General features: G+C 70.8%; 23 protein-coding genes. 13 read left to right on the top strand and 10 right to left on the bottom strand.

The genetic code is table 11. The features are described from left to right. Positions 1 to 91 precede the first annotated feature (91 nt). Complete coding sequence (locus tag ACIQWG_RS20760; protein ID WP_404097764.1) at positions 92 to 640, bottom strand: TetR/AcrR family transcriptional regulator; 549 nt, start codon at positions 638 to 640, stop codon at positions 92 to 94. Positions 641 to 779: 139 nt separating this feature from the next. Further along, positions 780 to 2,552 (bottom strand): acetyl/propionyl/methylcrotonyl-CoA carboxylase subunit alpha, encoded by a 1,773-nt coding sequence (locus tag ACIQWG_RS20755; protein WP_404097685.1) that lies wholly within the window; start codon positions 2,550 to 2,552, stop codon positions 780 to 782. A 395-nt stretch (positions 2,553 to 2,947) separates the two neighbouring features. Here ACIQWG_RS20755 and ACIQWG_RS20750 point away from each other — a divergent pair, with 395 nt between their 5' ends. Then, on the top strand, positions 2,948 to 3,445 hold the full coding sequence (locus tag ACIQWG_RS20750; protein WP_404097683.1) for a hypothetical protein: 498 nt from the start codon (positions 2,948 to 2,950) through the stop codon (positions 3,443 to 3,445). Here ACIQWG_RS20750 and ACIQWG_RS20745 read toward each other — a convergent pair. Together ACIQWG_RS20745 and mmpB are read right to left on the bottom strand one after the other, a co-directional pair. Beyond that, entirely contained in the window at positions 3,414 to 4,034 is a 621-nt protein-coding gene (locus ACIQWG_RS20745; RefSeq protein ID WP_404097681.1) for a Maf family protein, read from the bottom strand. The genes ACIQWG_RS20750 and ACIQWG_RS20745 overlap by 32 nt on opposite strands. 31 nt (positions 4,035 to 4,065) lie before the next feature. Beyond that, on the bottom strand, positions 4,066 to 4,194 hold the full coding sequence (gene mmpB, locus ACIQWG_RS20740) for a morphogenic membrane protein MmpB (protein WP_404097679.1): 129 nt from the start codon (positions 4,192 to 4,194) through the stop codon (positions 4,066 to 4,068). Positions 4,195 to 4,314: 120 nt separating this feature from the next. On the opposite strand from mmpB, the gene ACIQWG_RS20735 reads away from it, so the two are divergent. Further along, on the top strand, positions 4,315 to 5,445 hold the full coding sequence (locus ACIQWG_RS20735) for an SGNH/GDSL hydrolase family protein (RefSeq protein WP_404097676.1): 1,131 nt from the start codon (positions 4,315 to 4,317) through the stop codon (positions 5,443 to 5,445). On the opposite strand, the gene ACIQWG_RS20730 is transcribed toward ACIQWG_RS20735, so the two are convergent. Both ACIQWG_RS20730 and ACIQWG_RS20725 read right to left on the bottom strand, forming a co-directional pair. Then, on the bottom strand, positions 5,442 to 5,651 hold the full coding sequence (locus tag ACIQWG_RS20730) for an acyl-CoA carboxylase epsilon subunit (protein WP_404097673.1): 210 nt from the start codon (positions 5,649 to 5,651) through the stop codon (positions 5,442 to 5,444). The two genes, ACIQWG_RS20735 and ACIQWG_RS20730, sit on opposite strands and share 4 nt — an antisense overlap. Before the next feature lie 18 nt (positions 5,652 to 5,669). After that, a complete protein-coding gene (locus ACIQWG_RS20725; RefSeq protein WP_404097670.1) occupies positions 5,670 to 7,292 on the bottom strand; it encodes an acyl-CoA carboxylase subunit beta in 1,623 nt (540 codons plus the stop codon). A 110-nt stretch (positions 7,293 to 7,402) separates the two neighbouring features. Between ACIQWG_RS20725 and ACIQWG_RS20720 the strand changes: the two genes are divergently transcribed. Next, a complete protein-coding gene (locus ACIQWG_RS20720; protein ID WP_404097666.1) occupies positions 7,403 to 8,263 on the top strand; it encodes a biotin--[acetyl-CoA-carboxylase] ligase in 861 nt (286 codons plus the stop codon). Between the two features lie 157 nt (positions 8,264 to 8,420). Beyond that, on the top strand, positions 8,421 to 9,584 hold the full coding sequence (locus ACIQWG_RS20715) for an adenylate/guanylate cyclase domain-containing protein (protein WP_404097664.1): 1,164 nt from the start codon (positions 8,421 to 8,423) through the stop codon (positions 9,582 to 9,584). Positions 9,585 to 9,807: 223 nt separating this feature from the next. Here the strand turns inward: ACIQWG_RS20715 and ACIQWG_RS20710 are convergent, their stop codons facing one another. Then, entirely contained in the window at positions 9,808 to 10,437 is a 630-nt protein-coding gene (locus tag ACIQWG_RS20710) for a hypothetical protein (RefSeq protein WP_404097661.1), read from the bottom strand. A gap of 215 nt (positions 10,438 to 10,652) precedes the next feature. Here ACIQWG_RS20710 and ACIQWG_RS20705 point away from each other — a divergent pair, with 215 nt between their 5' ends. The 3 genes from ACIQWG_RS20705 (at position 10,653) to hutH (ending at position 14,337) form a co-directional block, all read left to right on the top strand. Beyond that, positions 10,653 to 11,462: an enoyl-CoA hydratase/isomerase family protein gene (locus ACIQWG_RS20705; protein ID WP_404097660.1), complete on the top strand. Its 810-nt coding sequence runs from the start codon at positions 10,653 to 10,655 to the stop codon at positions 11,460 to 11,462. A gap of 107 nt (positions 11,463 to 11,569) precedes the next feature. After that, positions 11,570 to 12,715, top strand: coding sequence for a diguanylate cyclase domain-containing protein (locus ACIQWG_RS20700; protein WP_404097658.1), 1,146 nt, complete (start codon positions 11,570 to 11,572; stop codon positions 12,713 to 12,715). Between the two features lie 83 nt (positions 12,716 to 12,798). Next, positions 12,799 to 14,337, top strand: coding sequence for a histidine ammonia-lyase (gene hutH / locus ACIQWG_RS20695; protein WP_404097762.1), 1,539 nt, complete (start codon positions 12,799 to 12,801; stop codon positions 14,335 to 14,337). Positions 14,338 to 14,403: 66 nt separating this feature from the next. Here hutH and ACIQWG_RS20690 read toward each other — a convergent pair whose 3' ends face one another. After that, on the bottom strand, positions 14,404 to 15,165 hold the full coding sequence (locus tag ACIQWG_RS20690; protein ID WP_404097655.1) for a hypothetical protein: 762 nt from the start codon (positions 15,163 to 15,165) through the stop codon (positions 14,404 to 14,406). Between the two features lie 42 nt (positions 15,166 to 15,207). Continuing rightward, entirely contained in the window at positions 15,208 to 15,546 is a 339-nt protein-coding gene (locus ACIQWG_RS20685) for a hypothetical protein (protein ID WP_404097654.1), read from the bottom strand. Between the two features lie 109 nt (positions 15,547 to 15,655). On the opposite strand from ACIQWG_RS20685, the gene ACIQWG_RS20680 reads away from it, so the two are divergent. The 6 genes from ACIQWG_RS20680 to ACIQWG_RS20655 all read left to right on the top strand — a co-directional run bounded on the left by ACIQWG_RS20680 (position 15,656) and on the right by ACIQWG_RS20655 (position 24,911). Then, positions 15,656 to 16,009, top strand: a complete 354-nt coding sequence (locus ACIQWG_RS20680; protein WP_404097651.1) for a hypothetical protein — start codon at positions 15,656 to 15,658, stop codon at positions 16,007 to 16,009. Between the two features lie 219 nt (positions 16,010 to 16,228). Beyond that, entirely contained in the window at positions 16,229 to 17,473 is a 1,245-nt protein-coding gene (locus ACIQWG_RS20675; RefSeq protein ID WP_404097649.1) for an Ig-like domain-containing protein, read from the top strand. Positions 17,474 to 18,084: 611 nt separating this feature from the next. Continuing rightward, positions 18,085 to 19,569 carry an ABC transporter permease gene (locus ACIQWG_RS20670; protein ID WP_404097648.1) on the top strand — a complete coding sequence of 495 codons (1,485 nt, stop codon included), beginning with the start codon at positions 18,085 to 18,087 and terminating at the stop codon, positions 19,567 to 19,569. Between the two features lie 255 nt (positions 19,570 to 19,824). After that, positions 19,825 to 20,508: an ABC transporter ATP-binding protein gene (locus ACIQWG_RS20665; protein ID WP_404097759.1), complete on the top strand. Its 684-nt coding sequence runs from the start codon at positions 19,825 to 19,827 to the stop codon at positions 20,506 to 20,508. 266 nt (positions 20,509 to 20,774) lie between these two features. Next, positions 20,775 to 24,014, top strand: coding sequence for a S8 family peptidase (locus ACIQWG_RS20660; RefSeq protein ID WP_404097646.1), 3,240 nt, complete (start codon positions 20,775 to 20,777; stop codon positions 24,012 to 24,014). Positions 24,015 to 24,140: 126 nt separating this feature from the next. After that, positions 24,141 to 24,911 carry a group II truncated hemoglobin gene (locus ACIQWG_RS20655; protein WP_404097644.1) on the top strand — a complete coding sequence of 257 codons (771 nt, stop codon included), beginning with the start codon at positions 24,141 to 24,143 and terminating at the stop codon, positions 24,909 to 24,911. A gap of 73 nt (positions 24,912 to 24,984) precedes the next feature. Here ACIQWG_RS20655 and ACIQWG_RS20650 read toward each other — a convergent pair whose 3' ends face one another. Then, positions 24,985 to 25,368, bottom strand: coding sequence for a VOC family protein (locus ACIQWG_RS20650; RefSeq protein ID WP_404097641.1), 384 nt, complete (start codon positions 25,366 to 25,368; stop codon positions 24,985 to 24,987). Positions 25,369 to 25,394: the final 26 nt, after the last annotated feature.

Genomic DNA, 25,394 nt, shown 5'->3' with positions numbered 1-25,394 from the left:
GGCTGGACTGGTACAACTACCACCGACCCCACACCGGCATCAGCGGCCACACACCAGCCACCCGCGTCACCAACCTGTCCGAACAGCACACCTAGGTGGGCTTGAGCCCCCGGAGGGTCAGGTGCAGCAGCCGGTCCGCCAGTTCCGGGTCCGCCGGTGTCTCCTCCGCCGCCAGCGCGATCGCGTGGGTGAGTTGGAGCAGGTCGCCGATCGCCACGTCCGCGCGGACCGTGCCCGCTTCCTGGGCCCGTGACAGCAGTGCGCCGCCCGCCTGTCGGATCGGGTCGCTGCACCGGGCCAGGGCGGAGGTCCGGTCGTCGGAGACGGACATCAGGGCGTGCGCCAGGCCCCGGTACTCCCCGGCGTGCGTGACCATCTCGCGCAGCCAGGTCACCAGGGCCGTGCAGGGCTCGGGGGAGCGCAGAAGTTCGCGTGAGCGGGCCAGCAGGTCCCCGGCCGCCTCCTCGAAGACCGCGCTCAACAACGCGTCCCGGTTGGGAAAGTGGCGGTAGAGGGTGCCGATGCCCACGCCCGCCCTACGGGCCACGTCCTCCAGGGAGGCGTCCGTGCCGTGCTCGGCGAAGGCGGCGCGGGCCTCGGTGAGCAGACGCTCGTGATTGCGGCGGGCGTCGGCGCGCATGGCACGGCCGGCACCCGGTGAGGTGCCCGTGTCGGTCCCGCTCGTCATGGGGTCCTCCCTGGGATACGCCCTTCCAGGATGAAGCAAAGCGCCCGCCGGACCACTCGGGGTCCGGCGGGCGCCGATGTGCTGCTCCGGATCAGTCCTTGATCTCGCAGATCGCGGCCCCGGAGGTGAGCGAGGCGCCGACCTCGGCGGACAGGCCCTTGACGGTGCCGGCCTTGTGCGCGTTGAGCGGCTGTTCCATCTTCATCGCTTCGAGTACGACGACCAGGTCGCCTTCCTTGACTTCCTGGCCCTCCTCGACGGCCACCTTGACGATGGTGCCCTGCATCGGGGAGGCGAGGGTGTCGCCGGAGGCGGCCGGGCCGGACTTCTTCGCGGCGCGGCGCTTGGGCTTGGCACCGGCGGCGAGACCGGTGCGGGCCAGCGTCATGCCGAGCGAGGCCGGGAGGGAGACCTCCAGGCGCTTGCCGCCGACCTCGACGACGACGGTCTCACGGCCGGTCTCCTCCTCCGCCTCGGTGTCGGCGGGGGCGGCGAAGGGCTTGATCTCGTTGACGAACTCGGTCTCGATCCAGCGGGTGTGGACCGTGAACGGGTCGGTGGAGCCGGTCAGTTCCGGCGCGAAGGCCGGGTCCTTCACGACCGCGCGGTGGAACGGGATGGCGGTGGCCATGCCCTCGACCTGGAACTCCTCCAGGGCCCGCGAGGCCCGCTGCAACGCCTGCTCACGGGTGGCACCGGTGACGATCAGCTTGGCCAGCAGCGAGTCCCACGCCGGGCCGATCACGCTGCCCGACTCCACGCCACCGTCCAGCCGCACACCCGGTCCCGACGGCGGGGCGAACAGGGTCACCGTGCCGGGGGCGGGGAGGAAGTTGCGGCCCGGGTCCTCGCCGTTGATGCGGAACTCGAAGGAGTGGCCGCGCAGCGGCGGGTCGTCGTAGCCGAGCGCCTCGCCGTCGGCGATGCGGAACATCTCGCGGACCAGGTCGATACCGGTGACCTCCTCGGTGACCGGGTGCTCGACCTGGAGACGGGTGTTGACCTCCAGGAAGGAGATCGTGCCGTCCAGGCCGACCAGGAACTCCACCGTGCCCGCCCCGACGTAGCCGGCCTCCTTCAGGATGGCCTTGGACGCGGAGTACAGCTCGGCGACCTGCGCCTCGGACAGGAACGGCGCGGGCGCCTCCTCCACCAGCTTCTGGTGCCGGCGCTGGAGCGAGCAGTCACGGGTGGAGACGACCACGACGTTGCCGTGGGTGTCGGCGAGGCACTGGGTCTCGACGTGACGGGGCTTGTCGAGGTAGCGCTCGACGAAGCACTCCCCGCGGCCGAACGCGGCGACCGCCTCGCGGACGGCCGAGTCGTAGAGCTCGGGGACCTCTTCGAGGGTGCGGGCGACCTTCAGGCCGCGTCCGCCACCGCCGAAGGCGGCCTTGATCGCGATCGGCAGGCCGTTCTGCTCGGCGAACGCCACGACCTCGTCGGCGCCGGAGACCGGGTCGGGCGTGCCGGCGACCAGCGGGGCGCCGGCCCGCTGGGCGATGTGGCGGGCGGCGACCTTGTCGCCGAGGTCGCGGATGGCCTGCGGCGGCGGGCCGATCCAGATCAGGCCCGCGTCCAGCACGGCCTGGGCGAAGTCGGCGTTCTCCGACAGGAAGCCGTAGCCGGGGTGGATCGCGTCCGCGCCGGACTCGCGTGCGGCCTTGAGGACCTTGTCGATGTCCAGGTAACTGGTGGCCGGGGTGTCACCGCCCAGGGCGAACGCCTCATCCGCGGCGCGGACATGCAGAGCGTCGCGGTCCGGGTCCGCGTAGACGGCCACGCTCGCGATCCCGGCGTCCCGGCAGGCCCGGGCCACGCGGACAGCGATTTCGCCACGGTTGGCGATGAGCACCTTGCGCACGATTGAGGCTCCCTCCTTGAAACAAGCCGAGTTTAGGGACTGCCGACACGACACTTCGACCCGTCCCCAGTGGTGAGCTTGCCCACACGGAGCGTGATTCCAGGCTCGCCCGACCCGCGAAATCCCTTGTCGCGCCACGGTGCGCAGGTCTCTCCCGCAAAACCCTAGCTCTCCCCTGTGGTCAAGGTCTCTGTCATCACGTGCTGCGGGCCACCCTGTTTCTTTGTGGAATCCCTACGAATGGCCCAATGCATCTTTGCCATCTCCCGAACCCTTGTCCCGGGGTTTACCCGTTAGTAGCGTTCGCGATGTCTCGAACGTACTTGGGGTAACCGTCGTCGTGCTCGGATAGGGCTAGGACGGCGCTCGAACAGCTCGGAAGTGGGTGGGGACCGGTGGTGCGCAGGCCGGTGGCATGGGTCGTGGCGGTCGTGCTCCTCGTCGAGGCGCTCGGTGTCGCGGGGCTGAACTGGTTCCTGGGGGTCGTCGTCGACCGCCAGGACATGTCCCTGGCGGGCATGGATCCTGACGTGATGTCGATGTCCTCGAAGATCGGCGGCGTGGTCTTCGGCGCCTATTTCGCGCTGTGCGGCCTGGTCGCGCTGCTCGTGGCCCTGCGCGACCGCGCGCCGGCCGGCCTGGGCCGCATCCTGCTGATCAGCGCGGCCGTGGTGCACGCCCTGCTGGGCGCGTTCGCCTGGGGGCTGGTGGGCTGGACGGCCTTCCTGTTCATGATGGTCGTCCTGGGCCTGATCGTGCTGCTGCTCATGACGTACGACGCCCAGGCCGCGCCCGAGGGGCCCGTCGACGCGGCTCCCGACGGGGGCAAGGGCGGCGACTCACCGGCCCAGGGCTCCCCGGTCAGCCCTCCGCCGGCGCCCACAACTCCGTGATGCCGACGCCCAGTTGCCCCAGCAGCCGCCGCACCAGGGGCAGGCTGATGCCGATCACGTTGCCGTGGTCGCCGTCGATGCCGTCGATGAACGGGGCTGAGCGGCCGTCGAGGGTGAACGCCCCGGCGACGTAGAGGGGTTCGCCGGAGGCGACGTACGCCGCGATCTCCTCGTCGGTCGGCTCGCCGAAGCGGACGACGGTGGAGGCGGTGGCCGAGGTGTACCGGCCGGTGCTGGTGTCGTAGACGCAGTGGCCGGTCTGGAGGGTGCCCGCCCGGCCGCGCATCGACTTCCAGCGGGCCGTGGCCTCCTCGGCGTCGGCCGGCTTGCCCAGGGCCCGGCCGTCCAGGTCGAGGACCGAGTCGCAGCCGATCACCAGGGCGCCCATGACCTCGGGCCGCGCCGCCACGACGGAGGCCTTCGCCTCCGCGAGGGCCAGCGCCAGTTCGGCGGGGGTGGGCGCGCTGACGGCGTCCTCGTCGACGCCGCTCACGATGACCTCGGGGGCCAGCCCCGCCTGGCGGAGCAGATTGAGGCGGGCGGGGGACTGGGAGGCGAGGACGAGCCGGCGGCGGGGCTGATCAGTCATGCGGTCAGCGTATCGGCGCTCCCGGCCGGGCTCACCTCAGCCCGAGCACGATCATCGTCAGCACCATGGCCAGCGCCATGAGAACGCCCAGCCGCCGCAACATCTCCTGCGTGTCACGCAGTTCCTCGGGCGGTTCGTTCTCGGGGTCGGACCACAGCATGCCTTCCATCGTCGGGCGGGGATTCTCGGCTGCGCCTGAGTACGCGTACTCAACTTCCCTCCAAACGGTGCTACGGTTCCATTAGTTAAAGGGATTCTGGTTCCGTTTGGAGGATGTGCCGTGTTCACCACTTCCTGGACCGCGTCACCGCAGGCGCCGAGCGAGGGCTTCACGCCCAACTGGTCCCGCGAGGGCTTCTGGCGTCAGTCGGTACGGCAGGTCGTACGGCTGTCGGCGGGTGGCGGACGGGTGCGGGTACGGCTCTCCAACGCGTACGGCACCTCACCGGTCCGGGTCGCCGGCGCGAGCGTCGGGCATACGGCGGTCGGGGCGGGCGTACGGCCGGGGTCGCTCACACCGCTGACCTTCGGCGGCGGTGCGCAGATCGGGATACCCGCGCGGGGGGAGGTCGTCAGCGATGACGTCCCGCTCGCCGTCGCCGCCGGGGAGTCGGTGACCGTCACCCTCCACTTCGGCGCCCCGACCGGCCCCGCGACCTTCCACGCCCAGGCCTTCACGGCCGGCTACCGCGGCGAGGGCGACCTGACCGCGCGGGCCGACGGTGCGGGCTTCGACGCCGGAACCGAGTCCTGGTACTTCCTGTCGGCGGTGGAGACCGACGCCGGCCGCACGGACGGTGTGGCGCTCTTCGGCGACTCGGTCACGGACGGGTTCGGCTCCACGGTGGGCGCGGACCGGCGGTGGTCGGACGCGCTGGCCGCGCGCACGGGGCGGCCCGTGCTCAACGCGGGGATCGGCGGGAACCTGCTGCTCAACGACTCCGCGTGGTACGGCGAGAAGGGCCTGCACCGGCTGCGCCGGGACGTCCTCGGCCACCTCGGCCTCGACACCCTCGTGGTCCTGCTCGGCCTCAACGACATCGGCTTCAGCGAGACGGACGAACAGCCCACGTACAAGCCGGCGCCGGTGGTGGAGGCGGCGGAACTCGTCGCCGGGCACCGGGAGCTGATCCGGCAGGGCAGGGCGGCGGGGCTGCGGGTGATCGGCGCGACCCTGCTGCCGTTCGCCGGGTCGGACCACTGGGGCGAGCACGCGGCCAAGGCGGCTCACGAGCTGAACGAGTGGATCCGGTCCGCGGGCGAGTACGACGCCGTGGCGGACCTGAACCGGGCGCTCGCCGACCCGGCGGACCCGGACCGGCTCAGGCCGTCGTACGACTTCGGCGACCACCTGCACCCGAACGATCTCGGGTACGAGGTGATGGCCGAAGTCGTGTCAGCGACTCTCTAGCCGGGCCAGTACGTACGCGCCCACGTCGTCGGCCCGGGCTGCGGCACCCGCCGGGACGCGATGCGGGCCGGGTCCGCCCAGGAGTCGAGGGGTTCCGGCGCGCCGGACGGCGTGGCTGCCGCCGCCGCGGCGCGGGCGCGGACCACCGCCAGTGCGGCGGCCAGCTCCTCCGGTGTCGGGTTGCCCCGTAGGACCTTGATGTTCATGACGGGCTCCCAGCGGGCCTAGAGGGGGATGTTGCCGTGCTTCTTCGGAGGCAGGGATTCCCGCTTGGTACGCAGCTGACGCAGACCGCGCACGACATGGCGGCGGGTCTCGGACGGCATGATCACCGCGTCGATGTAGCCGCGCTCGGCCGCGACATAGGGGTTGAGGAGGGCGTCCTCGTACTCCTGGATCAGCCGCGCCCGCACCGCCTCGACGTCCTCGCCGCTCGCCTCGGCCTCGGCGATGGTGCGCCGGTGCAGGATGTTGACCGCGCCCTGGGCGCCCATGACGGCGATCTGGGCGGTCGGCCAGGCGAGGTTGAGGTCGGCGCCGAGGTGCTTGGAGCCCATGACGTCGTAGGCGCCGCCGAAGGCCTTGCGCGTGATGACCGTGATCAGCGGGACCGTCGCCTCGGCGTAGGCGTAGATCAGCTTGGCGCCGCGGCGGATGATGCCGTCGTGCTCCTGGTCCACGCCGGGCAGGAAGCCGGGGACGTCCACGAAGGTGATGACCGGGACGTTGAACGCGTCGCAGGTGCGCACGAACCGGGCCGCCTTCTCGGAGGCCGTGATGTCGAGGCAGCCGGCGAACTGCATCGGCTGGTTGGCGACGATGCCGACCGGGCGGCCCTCGACCCGCCCGAACCCGGTGACGATGTTCGGCGCGAACATCGGCTGCGTCTCGAAGAACTCGGCGTCGTCCAGGATGTGTTCGATCACCGCGTGCATGTCGTACGGCTGGTTGGCGCTGTCCGGCACCATCGTGTCCAGCTCGCGGTCCTCGTCGGTGAGGGCGAGGTCCGCCTCCTCCGGGAACGCCGGGGGCTCGCTGAGGTTGTTGGACGGCAGGTACGACAGCAGCTGCTTGACGTACTCGATGGCGTCCTTCTCGTCGCCGGCCATGTGGTGCGCCACGCCCGAGGTGGAGTTGTGGGTGCGGGCGCCGCCGAGCTCCTCGAAGCCGACGTCCTCGCCGGTGACCGTCTTGATGACGTCGGGGCCGGTGATGAACATGTGCGAGGTCTGGTCGACCATGACCGTGAAGTCGGTGATCGCCGGGGAGTAGACCGCGCCGCCCGCGCACGGGCCGACGACCAGGCTGATCTGCGGGATGACGCCCGAGGCGTGGGTGTTGCGGCGGAAGATCTCGCCGTACGCGCCCAGCGAGGCCACACCCTCCTGGATACGGGCGCCGCCGGAGTCGTTGATGCCGATGACCGGGCAGCCCGTCTTCAGCGCGAAGTCCATCACCTTGACGATCTTCTGGCCGTAGACCTCGCCCAGCGCACCGCCGAAGACGGTGAAGTCCTGCGAGAACACGGCGACCGGACGGCCGTCCACGGTGCCGTACCCGGTGACGACACCGTCGCCGTACGGACGGTTATTCTCCAGCCCGAAGTTGGTGGAGCGGTGCCGGGCGAACTCGTCGAGCTCGACGAACGACCCCTCGTCCAGGAGCAGCTCGATCCGCTCACGGGCCGTCAACTTGCCCTTGGCGTGCTGCTTTTCGACGGCGCGTGCGGAGCCGGCGTGCGTCGCTTCCTCAATGCGGCGCTGGAGATCCGCGAGCTTGCCCGCGGTCGTGTGGATGTCGATCCCAGGGGTCTGAGGGATCTCGTGACGCTCTTCCGGCTCGGACATCGGGATGGCGCTCCCTGCCTGCTCAAAAGGGGGGACGGTTACTCATCCGTAGACTAGTGGGGGCCCCACCGATCGGCAGTGCGGTGTTTACCACACCTAGGGTGGCTTGCATGACGCCGCGAGATGCATCAGACGACAGTCGCTGGTCCGACCTGGAGCGGCCGCCGCTCAACGCCGCCGCGCTGCGCCGTGGACTGCTGCGCGAGGGCGGGCTGTGGCGCGCGGTGGACATCGTGCAGCAGACCGGCTCCACCAACACCGACCTCGTGGACCTGGCCACCGCGGGCAAGGCCGCCGAGGGCTCGGTCCTGGTCGCCGAGGAGCAGACCGCCGGCCGGGGACGGCTGGACCGGAACTGGACGGCACCGCCCCGCTCGGGGCTGTTCTTCTCCGTGCTGCTCAACCCGGCCGAGGTGCCGCTGCCCCGCTGGGGCTGGCTGCCGCTGCTCACCGGCGTCGCGGTGGCGACGGGGCTGTCGAGGGCCGCGGGCGTCGACACGGCACTCAAGTGGCCGAACGACCTCCTGGTGACCGTCGGCGGCGAGGAACGCAAGGCCGGCGGCATCCTCGCCGAGCGCGCCGGGGACGCCGGCGTGGTCATCGGCGTCGGCATCAACGTCACGCTGCGCGCGGACGAGCTGCCCGTGCCCCAGGCGGGCTCGCTGGCGCTGGCCGGGGCGGTGAGCACGGACCGGGACCCGTTGCTGCGGGGCATCCTGCGGTCCCTGGAGGACTGGTACGGGCGCTGGCGGGCCGCCGCCGGGGACCCGTTGGTCAGCGAGCTCCAGGAGACCTACGCGGCGGGTTGCGCGACGCTGGGCAGAGTCGTGCGGGCCGAGCTGCCGGGCGACCGGTCGATCACCGGCGAGGCCGTCGCGATCGACGGGGACGGACGGCTGGTGCTGGCGACGGAGGAGGGTGTGCAGGAGCCGGTGGGAGCCGGGGACATCGTGCACCTGCGGCCGGCCTGACGCACAGCGGCCCGGCGGACGGGCCACGGCGACACCGAAGACGCACCGGCTACGGCAGGCGACGTCGGCGTTCTCTTACGGAGTGAGCTGGCGCACACCTGCCGTAAAGTGAAGGCCGGTCGATTACTGACCGCGGCAGATCGGAAGGGCAGCAGGCGTGACCGTCGACGACACGGGCTCCGGCGCGGGCGCGGACGGCCGGGTGGACCCTCCCCCAGTCTCGAATGCGCTCGACCGGGGGGACCCCCAGCCCGCCGACCCCGGCGGGGATCCGCTCGCGCTGCGTCTGGAACAGCTCATCCTCGGCGCCGAACGGCGCTACACCCCGTTTCAGGCCGCGCGCAGCGCCGGTGTCTCCATGGAGCTGGCGTCCCGGTTCTGGCGGGCCATGGGCTTCGCCGACATCGGCCAGGCCAAGGCGCTGACCGAGGCCGACGTCCTGGCGCTCAGGCGCCTCGCCGGTCTCGTCGAGGCGGGGCTGCTCAGCGAGGCCATGGCCGTGCAGGTGGCCCGGTCGACCGGGCAGACCACCGCCCGGCTGGCCGAGTGGCAGATCGACTCGTTCCTGGAGGGCCTGACCGAGCCCCCCGAGCCCGGCATGACCCGTACCGAGGTGACGTACCCGATCATCGAGCTGCTCCTGCCCGAGCTGGAGGAGTTCCTCGTCTACGTCTGGCGCCGCCAGCTCGCCGCCTCGGCCGGCCGGGTCATCCAGGCCGCCGACGACGAGGAGATGGTCGACCGGCGTCTCGCCGTGGGCTTCGCCGACCTGGTCGGCTTCACCCGGCTGACCCGGCGCATGGAGGAGGAGGAACTCGGCGAACTCGTCGAGGCCTTCGAGACCACCGCGGCCGACCTGGTGGCGGCGCGCGGCGGACGACTGGTCAAGACGCTCGGCGACGAGGTGCTGTACGCGGCGGACGACGCCGGGGTCGCGGCCGAGATCGCCCTGCGGCTCATCGAGACGATGGCCAACGACGACACGATGCCGGAACTGCGGGTCGGCATCGCGTTCGGCACGGTGACCACCCGGATGGGCGATGTGTTCGGCACGACCGTGAATCTCGCCTCCCGGCTGACGTCGATAGCTCCGCGCGACGCCGTGCTCGTCGACAGCGCGTTCGCCGAGGAGCTGATCCGAACGGGTGAAGCTCCGGCTTCCGAGGCCGAGGCGGCGGAGGCCGCGGCCACGGCCGAGAAGGAGGGCGAGGAGCCACCGGTGTACCGCTTCGCGCTCCAGCCGATGTGGCAGCGGCCGGTGCGAGGACTCGGCGTGGTGGAACCGTGGCTCCTGACCCGGCGAGCGTCCGCCGGCGAGTGACCGTCGTTCGTCGGTTTCCGCTGGTGAGGCCGCGGGGGCGGGGTGGCTGGGCCTGGGTCTCAGTTACGACGATCGTGTCCGCGGTCGGGGTCGTGCCGAGGCTGCCCATGGCCGAGGTTGCTGACGGACTTGTCTGCGTCGGTGTGGTGGGGAAGGTGGCGGCGGCGTTCGTCGCGCGCTTCGGTACCCGGCGGGGCGTCCGCCGGCGAGTGACGGTCGTTCGTCAGTTTCCGCTGGTGAGGCCGTCCACGCAGAGGCCGATGATCGGGATGCAGACGGCGTGCTCGTCGGGCTGGGACGGCTGAGGCGGTTGTGTCGGTCGAGGGGGCGAAGGGTTTGTCGTCCCGGCTGGGGGCTGTGTCGGCTGTGGGGCGTGGGGTGTCGTCGCCGAGGGTCGGGGTGGTGTGGGGGGCTGCTCCCGTGCGTCGGGGCTCGTGGCGGTGGGTGCGCCGGGTCGCGGCGTGGCTGTGGCGTGGGGGGTCGGGACGACGATCGTGTCCGCGGTCGGGGTCGTGCCCAGGCCGCCCATGGCCGAGGTCGCCGACGGGCTCGCCTGCGCCGGTGTGGTGGGGAAGGTGGCGGCGGCGTTCGTCGCGCGCTCCGGCTCCGCGTTGGTGCCGGGGGCCGGGACGGGGTCGGAGTCCGGCGCGGCGAGGCCGGTGACCCCGGAGTCGGGGGCGAGACGTACCAGGCTGAGCGCGCCGGCGGCCAGGGCCAGCCCGCCGGCCGCGAGGAGGACCTTGCGGGGGCGGGGCCGGCGGTGGCGGCCGCGGGAGCCGAAGAGGCGGCTCGTGGACTGCCCGTCCCCGTCGACCGTGCCGGACTCCGCCGCTGTCTGTGTCGTAACGCCCATCGCGACCCCTCCCATGCGCTCGCGCCCCCAATGCGCCGTGGTGTGGCGCACGCTATGCGCCGGGCTGGGCCGGATGGCGGGACTTGGGCGGGATGTCACTCGAACGGGGTGTCGGGCCTCGACCCGGGAACCGGCCGTGGTGGCCCTTTCGCCCTCGGGGTCCGGCTGCGATGATCGGGGCGAGTGTTGTTAACCCGCGTTAACCGGAGGGTGTCATGAGCGAGGAGCGGTACGGGGAGTTCGTGCTGGTGCGGCGGCACGGTGACGGAGGTGCCGGGCAGGTCGCGGAGCTCGCCCTCGACCGGCCCAAGGCCATGAACGCCGTCTCGTCGGAGATGGCCCGCTCGATCGCGCGGGCGTGCACCGCCCTGGCCGAGGACCGGGACGTACGCGTGGTGGTGGTGACCTCCACGCACGAGCGGGCGTTCTGCGTCGGCGCCGATCTGAAGGAGCGCAACTCCCTGAGCGACGCGGAGCTGGTGCGGCAGCGGCCCGTGGCGCGCGGTGCCTACACGGGGGTGCTGGAGCTGCCGGTGCCGACGATCGCGGCCGTGCACGGCTTCGCGCTGGGCGGCGGATTCGAGCTGGCCCTGGCGTGCGATGTGATCGTGGCCGACGGTACGGCCGTGGTGGGGCTGCCCGAGGTGTCGGTCGGAGTGATTCCGGGCGGCGGGGGCACACAGCTGCTGCCCCGGCGGGTGGGCGCGGCCCGGGCGGCGGAGCTGATCTTCACCGCCCGGCGGGTCGAGGCCGCCGAGGCCCGTGAGCTGGGGCTGGTGGATGTGCTGGTGGAGGACGGGCGCGACCGGGAGGAGGCGCTGGCCCTGGGCGCGCGGATGGCGGCGAACTCCCCGGTGGGTCTGCGCGCCGCCAAGCGGGCGCTGCGCGTGGGGCACGGGCTGGATCTGCGGGCCGGTCTCGAGGTCGAGGACGCGGCGTGGCGGTCGGTGGCGTTCTCGGGGGACCGGGCGGAGGGTGTCGCGGCCTTCAACGAGAAGCGGAAGCCCGAGTGGCCGGGCGAGTGAGGCCGGGCGGGCGGGGCTCGGGGCGCCGCTGACCTCCCGAGGCCGGTGACCTCCCCGTTCGCCACGCCAACGTCCCAAAACGGAGCAAACCTCCCTAGCCTGGGGTGATGGGCGAGGACAGACGGCTCGCGGCGGTGGTGGCGTTGGCGCAGGGGATGGCGGCGGCGCACACCCCGCGCGAGTCCTGGCGGGCGGCGGCGCTCGGAGCGTGTCGCGCGCTCACCGGGAGCTTCGCCGCGCTGTCGGTGTGGGAACGGGAGCTGGGGCGGCTGCGGGTGCTGGTGAACGTGGGGGAGCGCACCCGGGGGGAGGAGGAGTTCCCGGGCGACGAGGCGTATCCCGTGCACCAGTTCCCGGAGATCACCGAGTTCCTGCACGAGCGGTGGGTCGCCGGGGGCGAGCCCAACGCCTGGGTGGAGACCGCCGAGGGGCCCGCCGCCGGGCATCCCGGGTACATCCACCAGCGGGTCGCCGCCCTGCGGCGGCGCGGGCGGGGCTGCTGTGTCGTCGCGCCGGTCGTGCTGAACGGGCGCGCCTGGGGGGAGCTCTACGTCGCCCGGTCCGCCGGAGCGCCGGTCTTCGACCGGGGGGACGCCGACTTCGCCACCGTGCTCGCCTCCGTCGTGGCCGCCGGTCTCGCGCAGAGCGAGCGGCTGGAGGAGGCCCGGCGCCTGGCGTTCACCGACGCGCTGACCGGGCTCGCGAACCGGCGGGCCGTCGATGTGCGGCTGGAAGAGGCGATCGAGCGGCATCGCCGGGACGGTGTCGTCGTCAGCCTCGTCGTCTGTGACCTCAACGGACTCAAGCGGGTCAACGACACCCGGGGGCATGCCGTGGGGGACCGGCTGCTGGAGCGGTTCGGGTCGGTGCTGTCGCTGTGCGGGGCCATGCTGCCGGGGGCGCTCGCGGCGCGGCTCGGCGGTGACGAGTTCTGTCTGCTGGCGGTCGGCTCACCGGGCGACGACGTGGTGAAGGCGGCGGACGAACTGTGCCGCCGGGCCGGCGAGTTGGAGCTGGGCGAGGGCGTCGCCTGCGGTGTCGCGTCGACGGCGGACCCCATCGGGGACGTACGCTCCGCCCGGCGGCTGTTCCGGCTCGCCGACGCGGCGCAGTACCAGGCCAAGGCGTCCCGGGCCGGCCGGCCCGTCGTCGCGGGACGCCAGGGGCCGGACGATCCCGTGGTGCGGCTCGCCGACGAGCCGGTCGGAGAGGGGACGGCCGAGCGGCGGCGGTTCCGTGGGCGCCGGCCGTGACGCACCCATGACGCTGTAAGGGGTGTACCCCTCACCCACTAGTGACATCCTCGTCTTCACTGCGTACGCTCCTGAATATGGATATGCACACTGTGGTGGTGGGGACGTCCGGGGTCACCGCGTCCGACGTCCTTGCCGTGGCGCGTGGCGGTGCGCGCGTCGAGCTGTCGGCCGAGGCGCTCGCGGCGCTCGCCGCGGCCCGGGAGATCGTGGACGCGCTCGCGGCCAAGCCCGAGCCCGTCTACGGCGTCTCCACCGGGTTCGGCGCCCTCGCGACCCGGCACATCAGCCAGGAGCTGCGGGCCCAGCTCCAGCGCAACATCGTCCGCTCCCACGCCGCGGGCATGGGGCCCCGCGTGGAGCGGGAGGTCGTACGGGCGCTGATGTTCCTGCGGCTCAAGACCGTCTGCTCGGGACACACGGGCGTACGGCCCGAGGTCGCGCAGACCATGGCCGACGTGCTCAACGCCGGGATCACGCCGGTCGTCCACGAGTACGGCTCCCTCGGCTGCTCCGGCGACCTCGCACCCCTGTCGCACTGCGCCCTGACCCTGATGGGCGAGGGGGACGCCGAGGGCCCGGACGGAGTGCTGCGACCCGCCGGCGAACTGCTCGCCGCGCACGGCATCGCCCCCGTCGAGCTGCGCGAGAAGGAGGGTCTCGCCCTCCTCAACGGCACCGACGGCATGCTCGGCATGCTGGTCATGGCCCTCGCCGACCTCGACACCCTGTACAAGTCCGCCGACGTCACCGCCGCCCTCTCACTGGAAGCCCTCCTCGGCACCGACAAGGTGCTCGCACCCGAGCTGCACGCCATCCGGCCGCACCCCGGGCAGGGTGCCTCCGCCGCCAACATGCTGGCGGTGCTGGAGGGTTCGGAGCTGACCGGGCACCACCAGGACGACGCGCCCCGTGTGCAGGACGCGTACTCGGTGCGCTGCGCACCGCAGGTCGCCGGTGCCGGACGCGACACGATGGCGCACGCGCGCCTGGTCGCCGAGCGGGAACTCGCCTCCGCCGTCGACAACCCGGTCGTCCTGCCGGACGGACGTGTGGAGTCCAACGGTAACTTCCACGGGGCGCCCGTCGCCTACGTCCTCGACTTCCTCGCCATCGCCGTCGCCGACCTCGCCTCCATCGCCGAGCGCCGCACCGACCGGCTGCTGGACAAGAACCGCAGCCACGGGCTGCCGCCCTTCCTGGCCGACGACGCGGGTGTCGACTCGGGGCTGATGATCGCCCAGTACACCCAGGCGGCGCTGGTGAGCGAGCTGAAGCGGCTGGCCGTGCCCGCCTCCGCGGACTCCATCCCGTCGTCCGCCATGCAGGAGGACCACGTCTCCATGGGCTGGTCCGCCGCCCGCAAGCTGCGCACGGCCCTGGACAACCTCACGCGCGTCCTCGCCGTCGAGCTGTACGCCGCCACGCGCGCGATAGAACTCAGGGAGGGGCTCTCCCCGGCCCCGGCCTCCCAGGCGGTCATCGACGCCGTACGGGCCGCCGGAGTCAAGGGCGCGGGCCCGGACCGCTTCCTGGCGCCCGACCTCGCCGCGGCCGACGCGTTCGTGCGCGGCGGGGAGCTGGTCACGGCGGCCGAGAAGGTCACCGGGCCACTTCAGTGACGTGGGACGGGGCCCTGTCGTGCCGTACGGATACGGTCGACAGGGCCCCGGGGCGGTGTGGGCGGGTTACTTCAGCTTCGCAGTCTGTGCGTCGATGATCGCGGCCGGGACGTCGTACGCCTTGTCCGTCATCATCAGCCCGAGGTTCATCGTGTAGTACGTGGCGATGGTGGCGCCGTGCCGCACCACCTCGACGTGCGAGGTGCCGACGTCGCCGTCCATGTCGCTCTTCACCACGAACGCCACCGACTCGTCACCGGCCCCGGACGCCTTCTCCGGCTTGACCTCGCTGGGCTTCTGGTCCTCGCCCTGCATGACGAAGGGGAAGCCGCCGGAGCAGTTCTTCACCGCGTCCGACACGGACTTGAAGGTCTCCTCGGCGCCGTCACCGTCGTACGAGGAGAGTCCCACGATGGTCATGTCGAGGCTCATCGCGTTGCTGAGCGAGTCCTCGATCTCGTCCGGGCTCATCTCGTCGAGCGACTTGGACGGCTTGTCCGTCGGCTTCTTCTTCTCCTGGGTGGCGATGACGGCCGCCTTGGAGACCGGCGAGTCGCCCGGTGCCAGGCCGCCCATGGCGTGGGCGAGCGGCCGGCACTTGTCGTCGGTGCTCTTGACCTCGTTCTCGGACGGCAGCCGCTTGCCCGACGCGTCCACCTTGTAGCCCTCGACATCGCCCTGGGCGATGATCGCCTTCTTCAACTCCGCGGCGCTGAGCGCCTTCGCGTCCGATCCGGTGGAGTCCCCACCGCACCCCGTGACAAGGGCGAGCGTGACCGCGCTCACAACAACCGTGGCGGCTGCACGCACGCCCGATGATCTCTTCATGGGCGGACTATGAAGCCCAGGTCAAAGGGGCGTCAAACGAATTCAAAAACCCAGGCGTTCGCGGCGCACCGAGTAGGCGATGAAGCCCGCCCCGAGGGTCAGGAAGAGCGTGCCGCCCACGACGTACGGCGTGGTGTCGAAGCTTCCCGTGTCGGCGAGCCGGGTGTCGTCCGCGGTGGTGCCGTCCGTACTCTCGGACGCGGCCCGCGCCTGCTGGGTGACCTGCGAGGTCGGGGTCGCCGAGGGGTCCGTTCTCGCCGGCTCGCCGCCCGTGGCGTTCGCGGAGGGCACGAACCACAGGGCGCCCAGCAGGGCCCCGGCGGCGGTGGCGGTCAGCAGCGATCGGCGTGCGGTGGACGACGATCGGTGAGCGGCGGACACGGAATATCGATCCCCTTGTGGCGCTGGCGAATTGGCCGTGTGGGGCGATGTTAGTGAAAGTCGCGGGTCACGGGAAAGTCACGGGGGAAATGAGCCGTACTCTCCGACCATGAGCACTCCAGAAACCTCACGTTTTGTACGGCTTCGCGTGGAACTCGTCCTCGAAGTGGACGACGCGGACGCCGTGACCAAGGCCGCTCTGCGGCGCATCGCCGACGACAGCACCGTGCCGGTCGACGAGCGGGTCCACGCCGAGAACGCTGTGACGGAAGACACTGCGGAGGCCCTCGCCTATCTCGTCGATCCATTCGACCTGGTCAGCGAGGTGCCCGGAGTGGATCTCGCGCAGGCCTCCTGGTCCAGCGAGCGCATCGAGTACGACCCGGATTCGCCGGACTGGGACCTCGACGAGGATGATGGTGAGGAGGACTTCGACGGCGAGGGGGCCGTGCGGGCCGGCTGAGACGTCTTGGGGAATTCGTGACCCCGGGCGGCAACCGCCGCCCGGGGTTTCGTCGTCTCATGGGCTGCACTGACCGACATCCGCACCACCCGCCCCGGCGAACGTGGCGTGCCCCACATATCCATGGCATGGGGAACGGGACGAACCGGTCGTAGCGTTGAAGATTCTTACGGGGCTCTCGGGCGTTTTGGGGATTCGGGAAAGATGGAGAAGCGTGTGATGACGAACAGTAGGCGGCGCAAGGGCCTGACGGTCGCGTCCGCACTGCTCGGCGGTGTCCTGGTGCTCTCGGCCTGCTCCGGCGGCGACGACGCCTCCGCGAGCGACGGTGACACCTCACAGGCCAAGGTCGACGAGGCGGCGGCGAAGAAGACCTCAGAGGCCCAGATCAAGATCACGCCCGAGGACGGCACCGACAACGCCTCCATCAACAGTTCCGCCGCCGTCACCGTGAGCAAGGGCACGCTCACCGAGGTGACGATGACGACCGCCGAGGGCGCCGCGGTCGAGGGCGAGATATCCGCGGACAAGACCAGCTGGAAGCCCAGCGCCCAGCTGGAGCGCTCCACGACCTACAAGATCGCGGTGTCCGCGAAGGACTCCAAGGGTCTGGAGGCGCATGAGAACGCGTCCTTCACCACCCTCTCCCCGGACAACAGCTTCCTCGGCTACTTCACGCCGGAGGACGGCTCCACGGTCGGCGTGGGCATGCCCGTCTCGATCAACTTCGACAAGTCGATCAGCAACAAGGCGGCCGTCCAGAAGGGCATCACCGTCTCCAGCACCAGCGGCCAGGAAGTCGCCTGCCACTGGTTCAACGACACCCGCATGGACTGCCGGCCCGACGACTACTGGCAGGAGGGCTCGACCGTCACCATGAAGATGGCCCTGGACGGCGTCGAGGGCTCCAACGGTGTCTACGGCGTCCAGGAGAAGACGGTCACCTTCAAGATCGGCCGCAACCAGGTCAGTTACGTCGACGCCAAGACCAAGCAGATGAAGGTCACGCAGGACGGCAAGACCATCAAGACCATCCCGATCTCCGCGGGCTCGCCGGAGAACAAGACCTACCAGGGCGTCATGGTGATGTCCGAGAAGTTCAAGGAGACGCGCATGAACGGCGCGACCGTGGGCTTCACCGACGACGACGGCAAGGGCGAGTACGACATCAAGGACGTGCCGCACGCCATCCGCCTGTCCAGCTCCGGCACCTTCATCCACGGCAACTACTGGGGCGCCAAGTCCATCTTCGGCAGCGTGAACACCAGCCACGGCTGCGTGGGCCTGTCCGACACGAAGGGCGCCAACGACAAGGGCGTCGCGGGCTACTGGTTCTACAACAACTCCATCGTCGGCGACGTCGTGGTCGTCCAGAACACCGGCGACAAGACGATCGCGCCGGACAACGGCCTCAACGGCTGGAACATGGACTGGGCGCAGTGGAAGGCCGGTTCGGCCGTCTGACGTCCGCAGCGCGCACTGACGCGCTGACCTGGAACTGCTGAAGGCGGTCACCCGATGGGGTGGCCGCCTTCAAGTTTCGCCTTACATAAGGGAGTTGTCGGTAAAGTCCGGCATGTGACGCGCCTTCGGGTGCGCCTCCCTTGTTCCGGGCCCCACCCCATCGGGGCCCGGCCCGAGTGAGGCGGTTCCGGGCAATGAAAAAGGCCGCCTCCCTAGGAAAGGGAGGCGCACCCTGTGGGACGTCACGCCAAGCCGAAACTGACTCTCGTGTGCCGGCTCACCCGGCTGCTGCCGGAAAGGTGGGCCAAGCACGTGAGGAGGTGGTGGCTCTGGCTGCTTGCCAGGTAGCTGGAGGCCCCCATAAGGACTAGGGGCCTACAACCACAGCGCCTGTTGAGCTGTGGCCCCTGTCACGGTGCCCGCCGTGGCGGGGGCTTCTTACCTCTAGGAAAGTACACCGTCGGCACTCGCCGCAACCCCCACTCCGCCACATGCGCCCACACGGGTTGACAGTCGAGCAGGGGTTCCCTCCAGGGCCGCGTACAGCCTTCTCATCCGTCTCTTATCTCAGGCTTATCCAGTCATCAGGCGTCGTGCCTACTTTGCGGCCCATGTTCTTCACCTACCTGAGGCGCGAGCTGCGCCGCCGCAGAAAGGCGGCTCTCGTCGTCGCCTCCGGACTCGCGCTGGGCATCGCGCTGGTCATCGTGGTCAACTCCGTGTCCTCGGGCATGAGCAAGGCCCAGGACAAGGTCCTTCAGTCCCTGTACGGCCTCGGCACGGACATGACCGTCACCAAGGCCGCCGAACCGGCCGCGAACAGCTCGGAGCGCCCGCGTTTCCAGTTCGACGCGCAGGACAGCGACTCCGACGACGAGCAGTCCAGCGACCGTGTCATGGTGCAGGGCTTCCAGACGCTGTCGGCCTCGACCGTCACCGAGGTCGGCGACCAGAGCGGCGTCTCGGACGTCGTCGGCGGGTTGAGCCTCCAGGTCATCAAGGTGAGCGGGCAGTTCACACGCGGCCAGTTCCAGCAGGACCAGAGCAGCGGCGGCCAGCAGGGCGGCGGCCCGGGGCAGGGCAGCGGCGGCACCGGGCAGCCGCAGGGCGAAGTGCGCGGCGGCGGCGCCGACTTCGACGTCAACAACTACTCCGTGTACGGCGCCGACGTCACCAAGCCGGCGCTCGGCCCGCTGACCTCGTCCAAGATCACCAGTGGTCGTACCTTCAAGTCGACGGAGACCGACGCCAAGGTCGCCGTCGCCGACACCTCCTACGCCAAGGAGAAGAAGCTCAAGGTCGGCTCGACCGTCACCATCAAGGGCACCAAGTTCAAGGTGATCGGCATCGCCACACCCGACAGCGGGGACGCGGCCGCCAACCTGTACATCCCGCTGAAGCAGGCGCAGACCCTCGCCGATGCCAAGGACAAGGTCACCACGATCTACGTCAAGGCGACTGACTCCCAGCGGATCGACGCCGTCAAGTCGGCCATCCAGAAGAACATCTCCGGTACGACGGTGACCACCTCCGCCGATCTCGCGGACACGGTGTCCGGCTCCCTGTCCACGGCGTCCTCGCTGGCGACGAGCGTCGGCAAGTGGCTGTCGATCGCGGTGCTCGTGGCCGCCTTCCTGGTCGCCGGTCTGCTCACCTCCTCGGCCGTCTCGCGCCGGGTGCGGGAGTTCGGCACGCTCAAGGCGCTGGGCTGGAGGTCGGGGCGGGTGACCCGGCAGGTCGTCGGCGAGGCGATCGTCAACGGCCTGCTCGGCGGTGCGCTGGGCATCGCGCTCGGCCTCGCGGGCGCGTACGTCGTGACGGCCATCAGCCCGACGCTCCAGGCCCAGCTGGGCGGCGGCGCCGGCGGTGGCGGCACGGGCGGTGGCCCCGGCGGTGGCGGTGGCTTCGGGGGCGGAGGTCCCGGGCGGCAGACGGCGAGCACGACGCTGGACGTGGCGCTGACGGCACCGGTGAGCCTCACGACCGTCGCGCTCGCGGTGGGCCTTGCGGTGACCGGCGGACTGATTGCCGGCGCCTTCGGTGGCTGGCGGGCGTCGCGGCTCCGTCCGGCGGATGCGTTGCGCCGAGTCGAGTAGCTGACGTCGTCGGCTGCGGGTAGTGGGGGCCGGTCGCGAAGTTCCCCGCGCTCCTTGGGGGTTGCAGTCCCACCGGTCGGAAAGGCCCCCCGCGCGACCGGCCCCACCCCCGCTGCCGGACCCCAGGCAGGGCGGGCGATGGCAGCCGACGTAGCCGCCACCCCCCAGGAGCGCGCGGAACTGCGCGACCAGCCCCCACCCACCCAGCAGCCGAAGACGATCCGCACCACCCCGAACCCCACCCAGGAGCACCCCATGTACGAACTCAGAAGTGTCACCAAGCGCTACACCCGAGGCAAGGACACCGTCCTCGCCCTGGACGGAGTCGACCTCACCATCGCCGACGGCGACCGTCTCGTCATCCAGGGCCCCACCGGCGGCGGCAAGTCCACCCTCCTCCAGATGCTCGGCGCCCTGGACCGGCCCACCGAAGGCGAAGTCGTCCTCGACGGCGTCGACCTGGCCAAGCTCTCCGAGACCCGGCTGACCAAGGTCCGCAGCGAGAACATCGGGTTCGTGTTCCAGTCCTTCAACCTGATCCCCACCCTCACCGCACAGGAGAACGTCGAGACCGCCCTCGTCCCCCTCGGGGTCAAGGCGAAGGAGCGGCGCGAGCGGGCCGCCGAGGCGCTGACCTCCGTAGGCCTCGGAGAGCGGCTCGGGCATCTGCCGTCCGAGATGTCCGGGGGGCAGCAGCAGCGCGTCGCCATCGCCCGCGCCCTCGTCAAGGAGCCGAAGGTGCTGCTCGCCGACGAACCCACCGGAAACCTCGACGAGTCGATGCGCGACGAGATCATGGACGTACTCGAACGCATGTGGAAGGAACTCGGGTTGACCTTCATCATGGTCACCCACGACTCCGCGATCGCGAAGAAGGCGCCGCGGCTCGCCACCATCCGCAAGGGCCGCATCACTGTCAAGGAGAACGCGGGGGCGTAACCCGGCGACTGGGTAACGGAGTTCGCGCCGTCGCGTAACAGTCCACGAGCGCGCCCCTCAGCACCAACTCGTCTATTGAGGCGTCTGATCGCCCCTCGGCATACTGCGTATTCCGGGGGGCCGCGCGCATGCGTACGGGACCTCCCCCGGCCGGGTGAACGGGAAATCGCCCGGACCTTCTGCAAGGGGGAAACTTGCGCAGAAAACTCAACAGAATATGCGCGGCCACTGTCGCCTCGACGGCCGCCGTCGCCCTCACAGCGGGCATGACCAGCCCGGCGTCGGCGGAACCCGAGCAGCGCCCGGCCGGCGCCGCCGCCTCGTTCACGTCCCCCCACCGCATCACCCTGATCACGGGTGACCGGGTCTTCGTCGACTCCAAGGGCCGGGTGGTCGGCCTGGAGCGGGCGAAGGGGCGTCAGCACATACCCGTACAGATCCGCAAGGCCCAGGGGCACACCCTGGTGATCCCGGCCGACGCGGCCCGGATGGTCGCCACCGGCAAGGTCGACCAGCGGCTGTTCGACGTCACCGAGCTGAGCAGGTCCGCGACCCGCGCCTCCCAGGCCAAGGGCCCCAAGGTCATCGTCGGCTACCAGGGCGCGGCGAGCGGCACCAAGGCGGACGTCCGGGACGCGGGCAGGCTGCGCCTGACCCTGAAGTCCCTGAACGCGGACGCCGTGCAGACCACGCACCAGGACGCGGCCGAGCTGTGGGACGCGCTCACCAACGGCGACAGGGCGGCCTCCGGCATCGCCCACGTCTGGCTCGACGGTGTGCGCAAGGCCAGCCTCGACAAGTCCGTGGCGCAGATCGGCGCCCCCAAGGCATGGGCGGCCGGCTACGACGGCAAGGGCGTCAAGATCGCCGTCCTGGACACCGGCGTCGACGCGACCCACCCGGACCTGAAGGACCAGGTGGTCGCCGCCAAGAACTTCAGCCCGGCCGCCGACGCCACCGACAAGGTCGGCCACGGCACGCACGTCGCGTCCATCGCGGCGGGCACCGGCGCCAAGTCCGCCGGCAAGTACAAGGGCGTCGCGCCGGGCGCCGACATCCTCAACGGCAAGGTCCTCGACGACGAGGGCTTCGGCGACGACTCCAGCATCGTGGCGGGCATGGAGTGGGCGGCCGAGCAGGGCGCCGACGTCATCAACCTCAGCCTCGGCGGGCCGGACACGCCCGAGATCGATCCGATGGAGGCGGCGGTCAACAAGCTGTCCGCCGACAAGGGCGTCCTGTTCGCCATCGCGGCCGGCAACGCCGGTCCGCAGTCGGTCGGTTCGCCCGGCAGCGCTCAGGCCGCGCTCACCGTCGGCGCCGTCGACGACAAGGACGCCCTCGCGCCGTGGTCCAGCACCGGCCCGCGGGTCGGCGACAGCGGCATCAAGCCGGACGTGACCGCGCCGGGCGTGGCCATCACCGCCGCCTCCGCCAAGGGCAGCCTCATCGAGCAGGAGGTCGGCGAGAACCCGCCCGGCTATCTGACGATCGAGGGCACCTCCATGGCGACCCCGCATGTCGCGGGCGCGGCGGCGATCCTCAAGCAGCAGCACCCGGACTGGACGTACACCGAGCTCAAGGGCGCTCTGACCGCTTCCACCAAGGGCGGCAAGTACACGCCGTTCCAGCAGGGTTCGGGCCGGATCCAGGTCGACAGGGCCGTCGAGCAGACCGTGATCGCCGACCCGGTGTCGGTGAGCTTCGGTACGCAGACCTGGCCGCACACCGACGACAAGCCGGTCACCGAGCAGCTGACGTACCGCAACCTCGGCACGAAGGACGTCACCCTCCAGCTGTCCGCGACGGCCACCGACCCCAAGGGCCAGGCGGCTCCGGCGGGCTTCTTCAAGCTCGGCGCGACCAAGGTGACGGTCCCGGCGGGCGGCAGGGCCGCCGTCGGCCTCACCGTGAACACCAAGCTGGGCGGCACCCTCGACGGCGCCTACTCCGCTTACGTCACGGCGACGGGCGGCGGGCAGAGCGTCCGTACCGGCGCCGCGGTGCAGCGTGAGGTGGAGTCGTACGACGTCACCGTCAAGCACATCGACAAGGACGGCAAGCCCGCCCCCGAGTACAACACGGCCCTCCTCGGCTACTCGGGTCTGGCGACGGACCGGGGCTTCCAGGTGCCCGTCGTCCAGTCCGGCACCACGAAGATGCGGCTGCCCAAGGGCGCCTATCTGATGGACGCCTGGATCGCCAAGGACTGGGAGACCATGGAGGGCGGCCTCGACTGGGTCGTCCAGCCGAAGCTGAACGTCACCAAGAACACCACCGTGACGATCGACGCCCGGACGGCGAGGTCGGCGGACATCACCGTCCCGGACGCGCAGGCCAAGCCGATGCTCGTCGGCAGCAACTACTTCTACGAGCCGGCGGGCGTCGGCATCGGCGTCGCTGTCGACTCCTACGCCGACCTGCGCATGGCGCACCTCGGCCCCGAGGTCGCGAGCGGTCTGACCCAGACCTGGAGCGGCCAGTGGACCAAGGGCGACCAGGCCGAGTACGACGTGGCCACGACCGCCGAGGTCAAGAAGATCCAGGGCAAGAAGGTCCGCCACTTCAAGGCGGGCGAGCTCGCCAAGGTGACGAACCACCTCGGTGCCTCGTCCGCCGGCAAGACGGGCGGGCTGCTGCCGCTGGGCGTCTTCCCCGAGGACGTCGCGATCGGCACACCGGTCGAGCAGAAACTGCCGGGCACACGGACGCTGTACCTGTCGACGTCCGACAAGATCCGGTGGACGTTCGACTTCGAGCAGTACGCCGGCAAGGACGCGGACGGCTTCCCGCTCCCCGACGCGTACTACACGCTGGGCGATCCGCAGACCTTCAAGGCGGGCCGGAGCTACGCGAAGACCTTCAACACGGCCGTCTTCGGGCCGCACATCAACAAGGACTTCGGGCTGTTCCGTGAGGGCAACGACATCTACGGCCTGCTGCCGCTGTTCGCCGACGGGAGCAAGCACGCCGGCTCCTCGGACTTCACGGCAGTGACCACGAGCCTGTACCGCAACGGCACCAGGCTCGCCACCAACGACGACCCGCTGTTCGGCGAGAAGATGTTCCGGGTCCCGGCCGCCGACGCCGAGTACCGGCTGACGACCTCGGTCAAGCGCAGCGTCAAGGTCGCGGCCGCCTCCACGCGGATCGACGCGAGCTGGACCTTCCGCTCCAAGAAGACGTCCGCCGAGCGGGTCACCCTTCCCGCCTCCACGGTCCGCTTCAACGCGAGGACGGGGCTGGACAGCCGGGTCGAGGCCGACCGGAAGGTGACGTTCCCGGTCACCGTCGTCGGCGCGGCCGCCGGCGCCAACCTGAGGTCGCTGCACGTCTACGTGTCGTACGACTACGGCCAGACCTGGAAGAAGCTGGAGGTCAAGGACGGCAGGATCACCGTGAAGAACCCGGCGAAGGGGAAGGGCATCTCCTTCCACGCCAAGATCGCCGACAAGAAGGGCAACAAGTCGACGATCTCGATCTACAACGCGTTCTACGGCAAGTAGGAGGCGCTGAGCCGAGGCCCCGCCGGAGGTACACCTCCGGCGGGGCCTTCCGCGTGCCGATGGGACGGGCGACCGTGATGTGCCGGAGGACGGGCGTCCGGGCGGATTTCGTGCTTCGGTGAGGCCATGACGGCTCACACGGTCGAATACATCCGGTACCGCATACCCGAGCAGAAGTCGGCGGAGTTCCTCGCCGCCTACACCAGCGCCGCGGCCCAGCTCGCCGCGTCACCCCACTGCGTCGACTACGAACTCGCCCGCTGCGAGGAGGACTTCGAGCACTACGTCCTGCGCATCACCTGGACGTCGACCGAGGACCACATGGAGGGCTTCCGCAAGTCCGAGCTGTTCGAGGACTTCTTCGCGGAGATCCGCCCGTACGTCACGCACATCGAGGAGATGCGCCACTACAAGCCGACGACGGTGCGCGGCGCGGGCGCGTCGGTGCCGACGCTGTACGCCTGGGCGGGCGGGGCGGAGGCGTTCTCCCGTCTGACCTCGGTCTTCTACGACAAAGTACTCAAGGACGACCTGCTGGCCCCGCTCTTCGCACACCTCGACCCGGACCACGCCGAACATGTGGCGCTCTGGCTCGGCGAGGTCTTCGGCGGCCCGCCCGCCTACTCCGAGACCCAGGGCGGCCACGGCCACATGGTCGCCAAGCACCTGGGCCGCGGCATCACCGAGCCGCAGCGCCGCCGCTGGGTCAACCTCATCCAGGACGCCGCCGACGAGGCCGGCCTGCCGACGGACCCGGAGTTCCGCTCGGCGTTCCTGGCGTACGTGGAGTGGGGGACACGGCTGGCGGTGTACTTCTCGGGCCCCGACGCGGTGCCGCCGGCGGAGCAGCCGGTGCCCAGGTGGACCTGGGGCTCCGCGCCGCCGTACCGAGGGTGACGGGGGTGGCCCCTGCGGGGTGCCGGGCGGAGTGGTGATGTGACGGCGGGCGGAAGCCGCGGAGGAGGGGGCCTCAGCCGCCGCTGCCGTACGGCCTGGTGAGGATCTCCAGGTTGTGGCCGTTCGGATCGTCGAAGTAGGTGCCGCGGCCGCCGTCGTTGTGGTTGATCTCGCCGGGACGGCGGTGGGACGGGTCGGCCCAGTACGGGAGGCCGGCCGCCCGGATCCGGCCGAAGATCGTGTCGAAGTCGTCCTCCGACACCAGGAACGCGTAGTGCTGCGGGGTGATCGTGCCGGGCGCGTCCAGGTAGTCCAGGGTCACACCGTTGGGAATCTCGACCGGGATGAAGGGGCCGTACTGCGGGCTCACCTCCAGGCCCAGGATGTCGGCGAGAAACCGGGCCGACTCCTTCTTGTCGCGCGCGGCGACGATGGTGTGGTTGAGCTGGACGGTCATCGGGGCTGCCTCCTCGTGTGCACGGT

It is taken from the genome of Streptomyces sp. NPDC098781 (assembly GCF_044759995.1).
GTDB lineage: Bacteria > Actinomycetota > Actinomycetes > Streptomycetales > Streptomycetaceae > Streptomyces.
The sequence above is the reverse complement of the archived record's forward strand: the minus strand, read 5'-3'. Positions and strand labels throughout refer to the sequence as shown.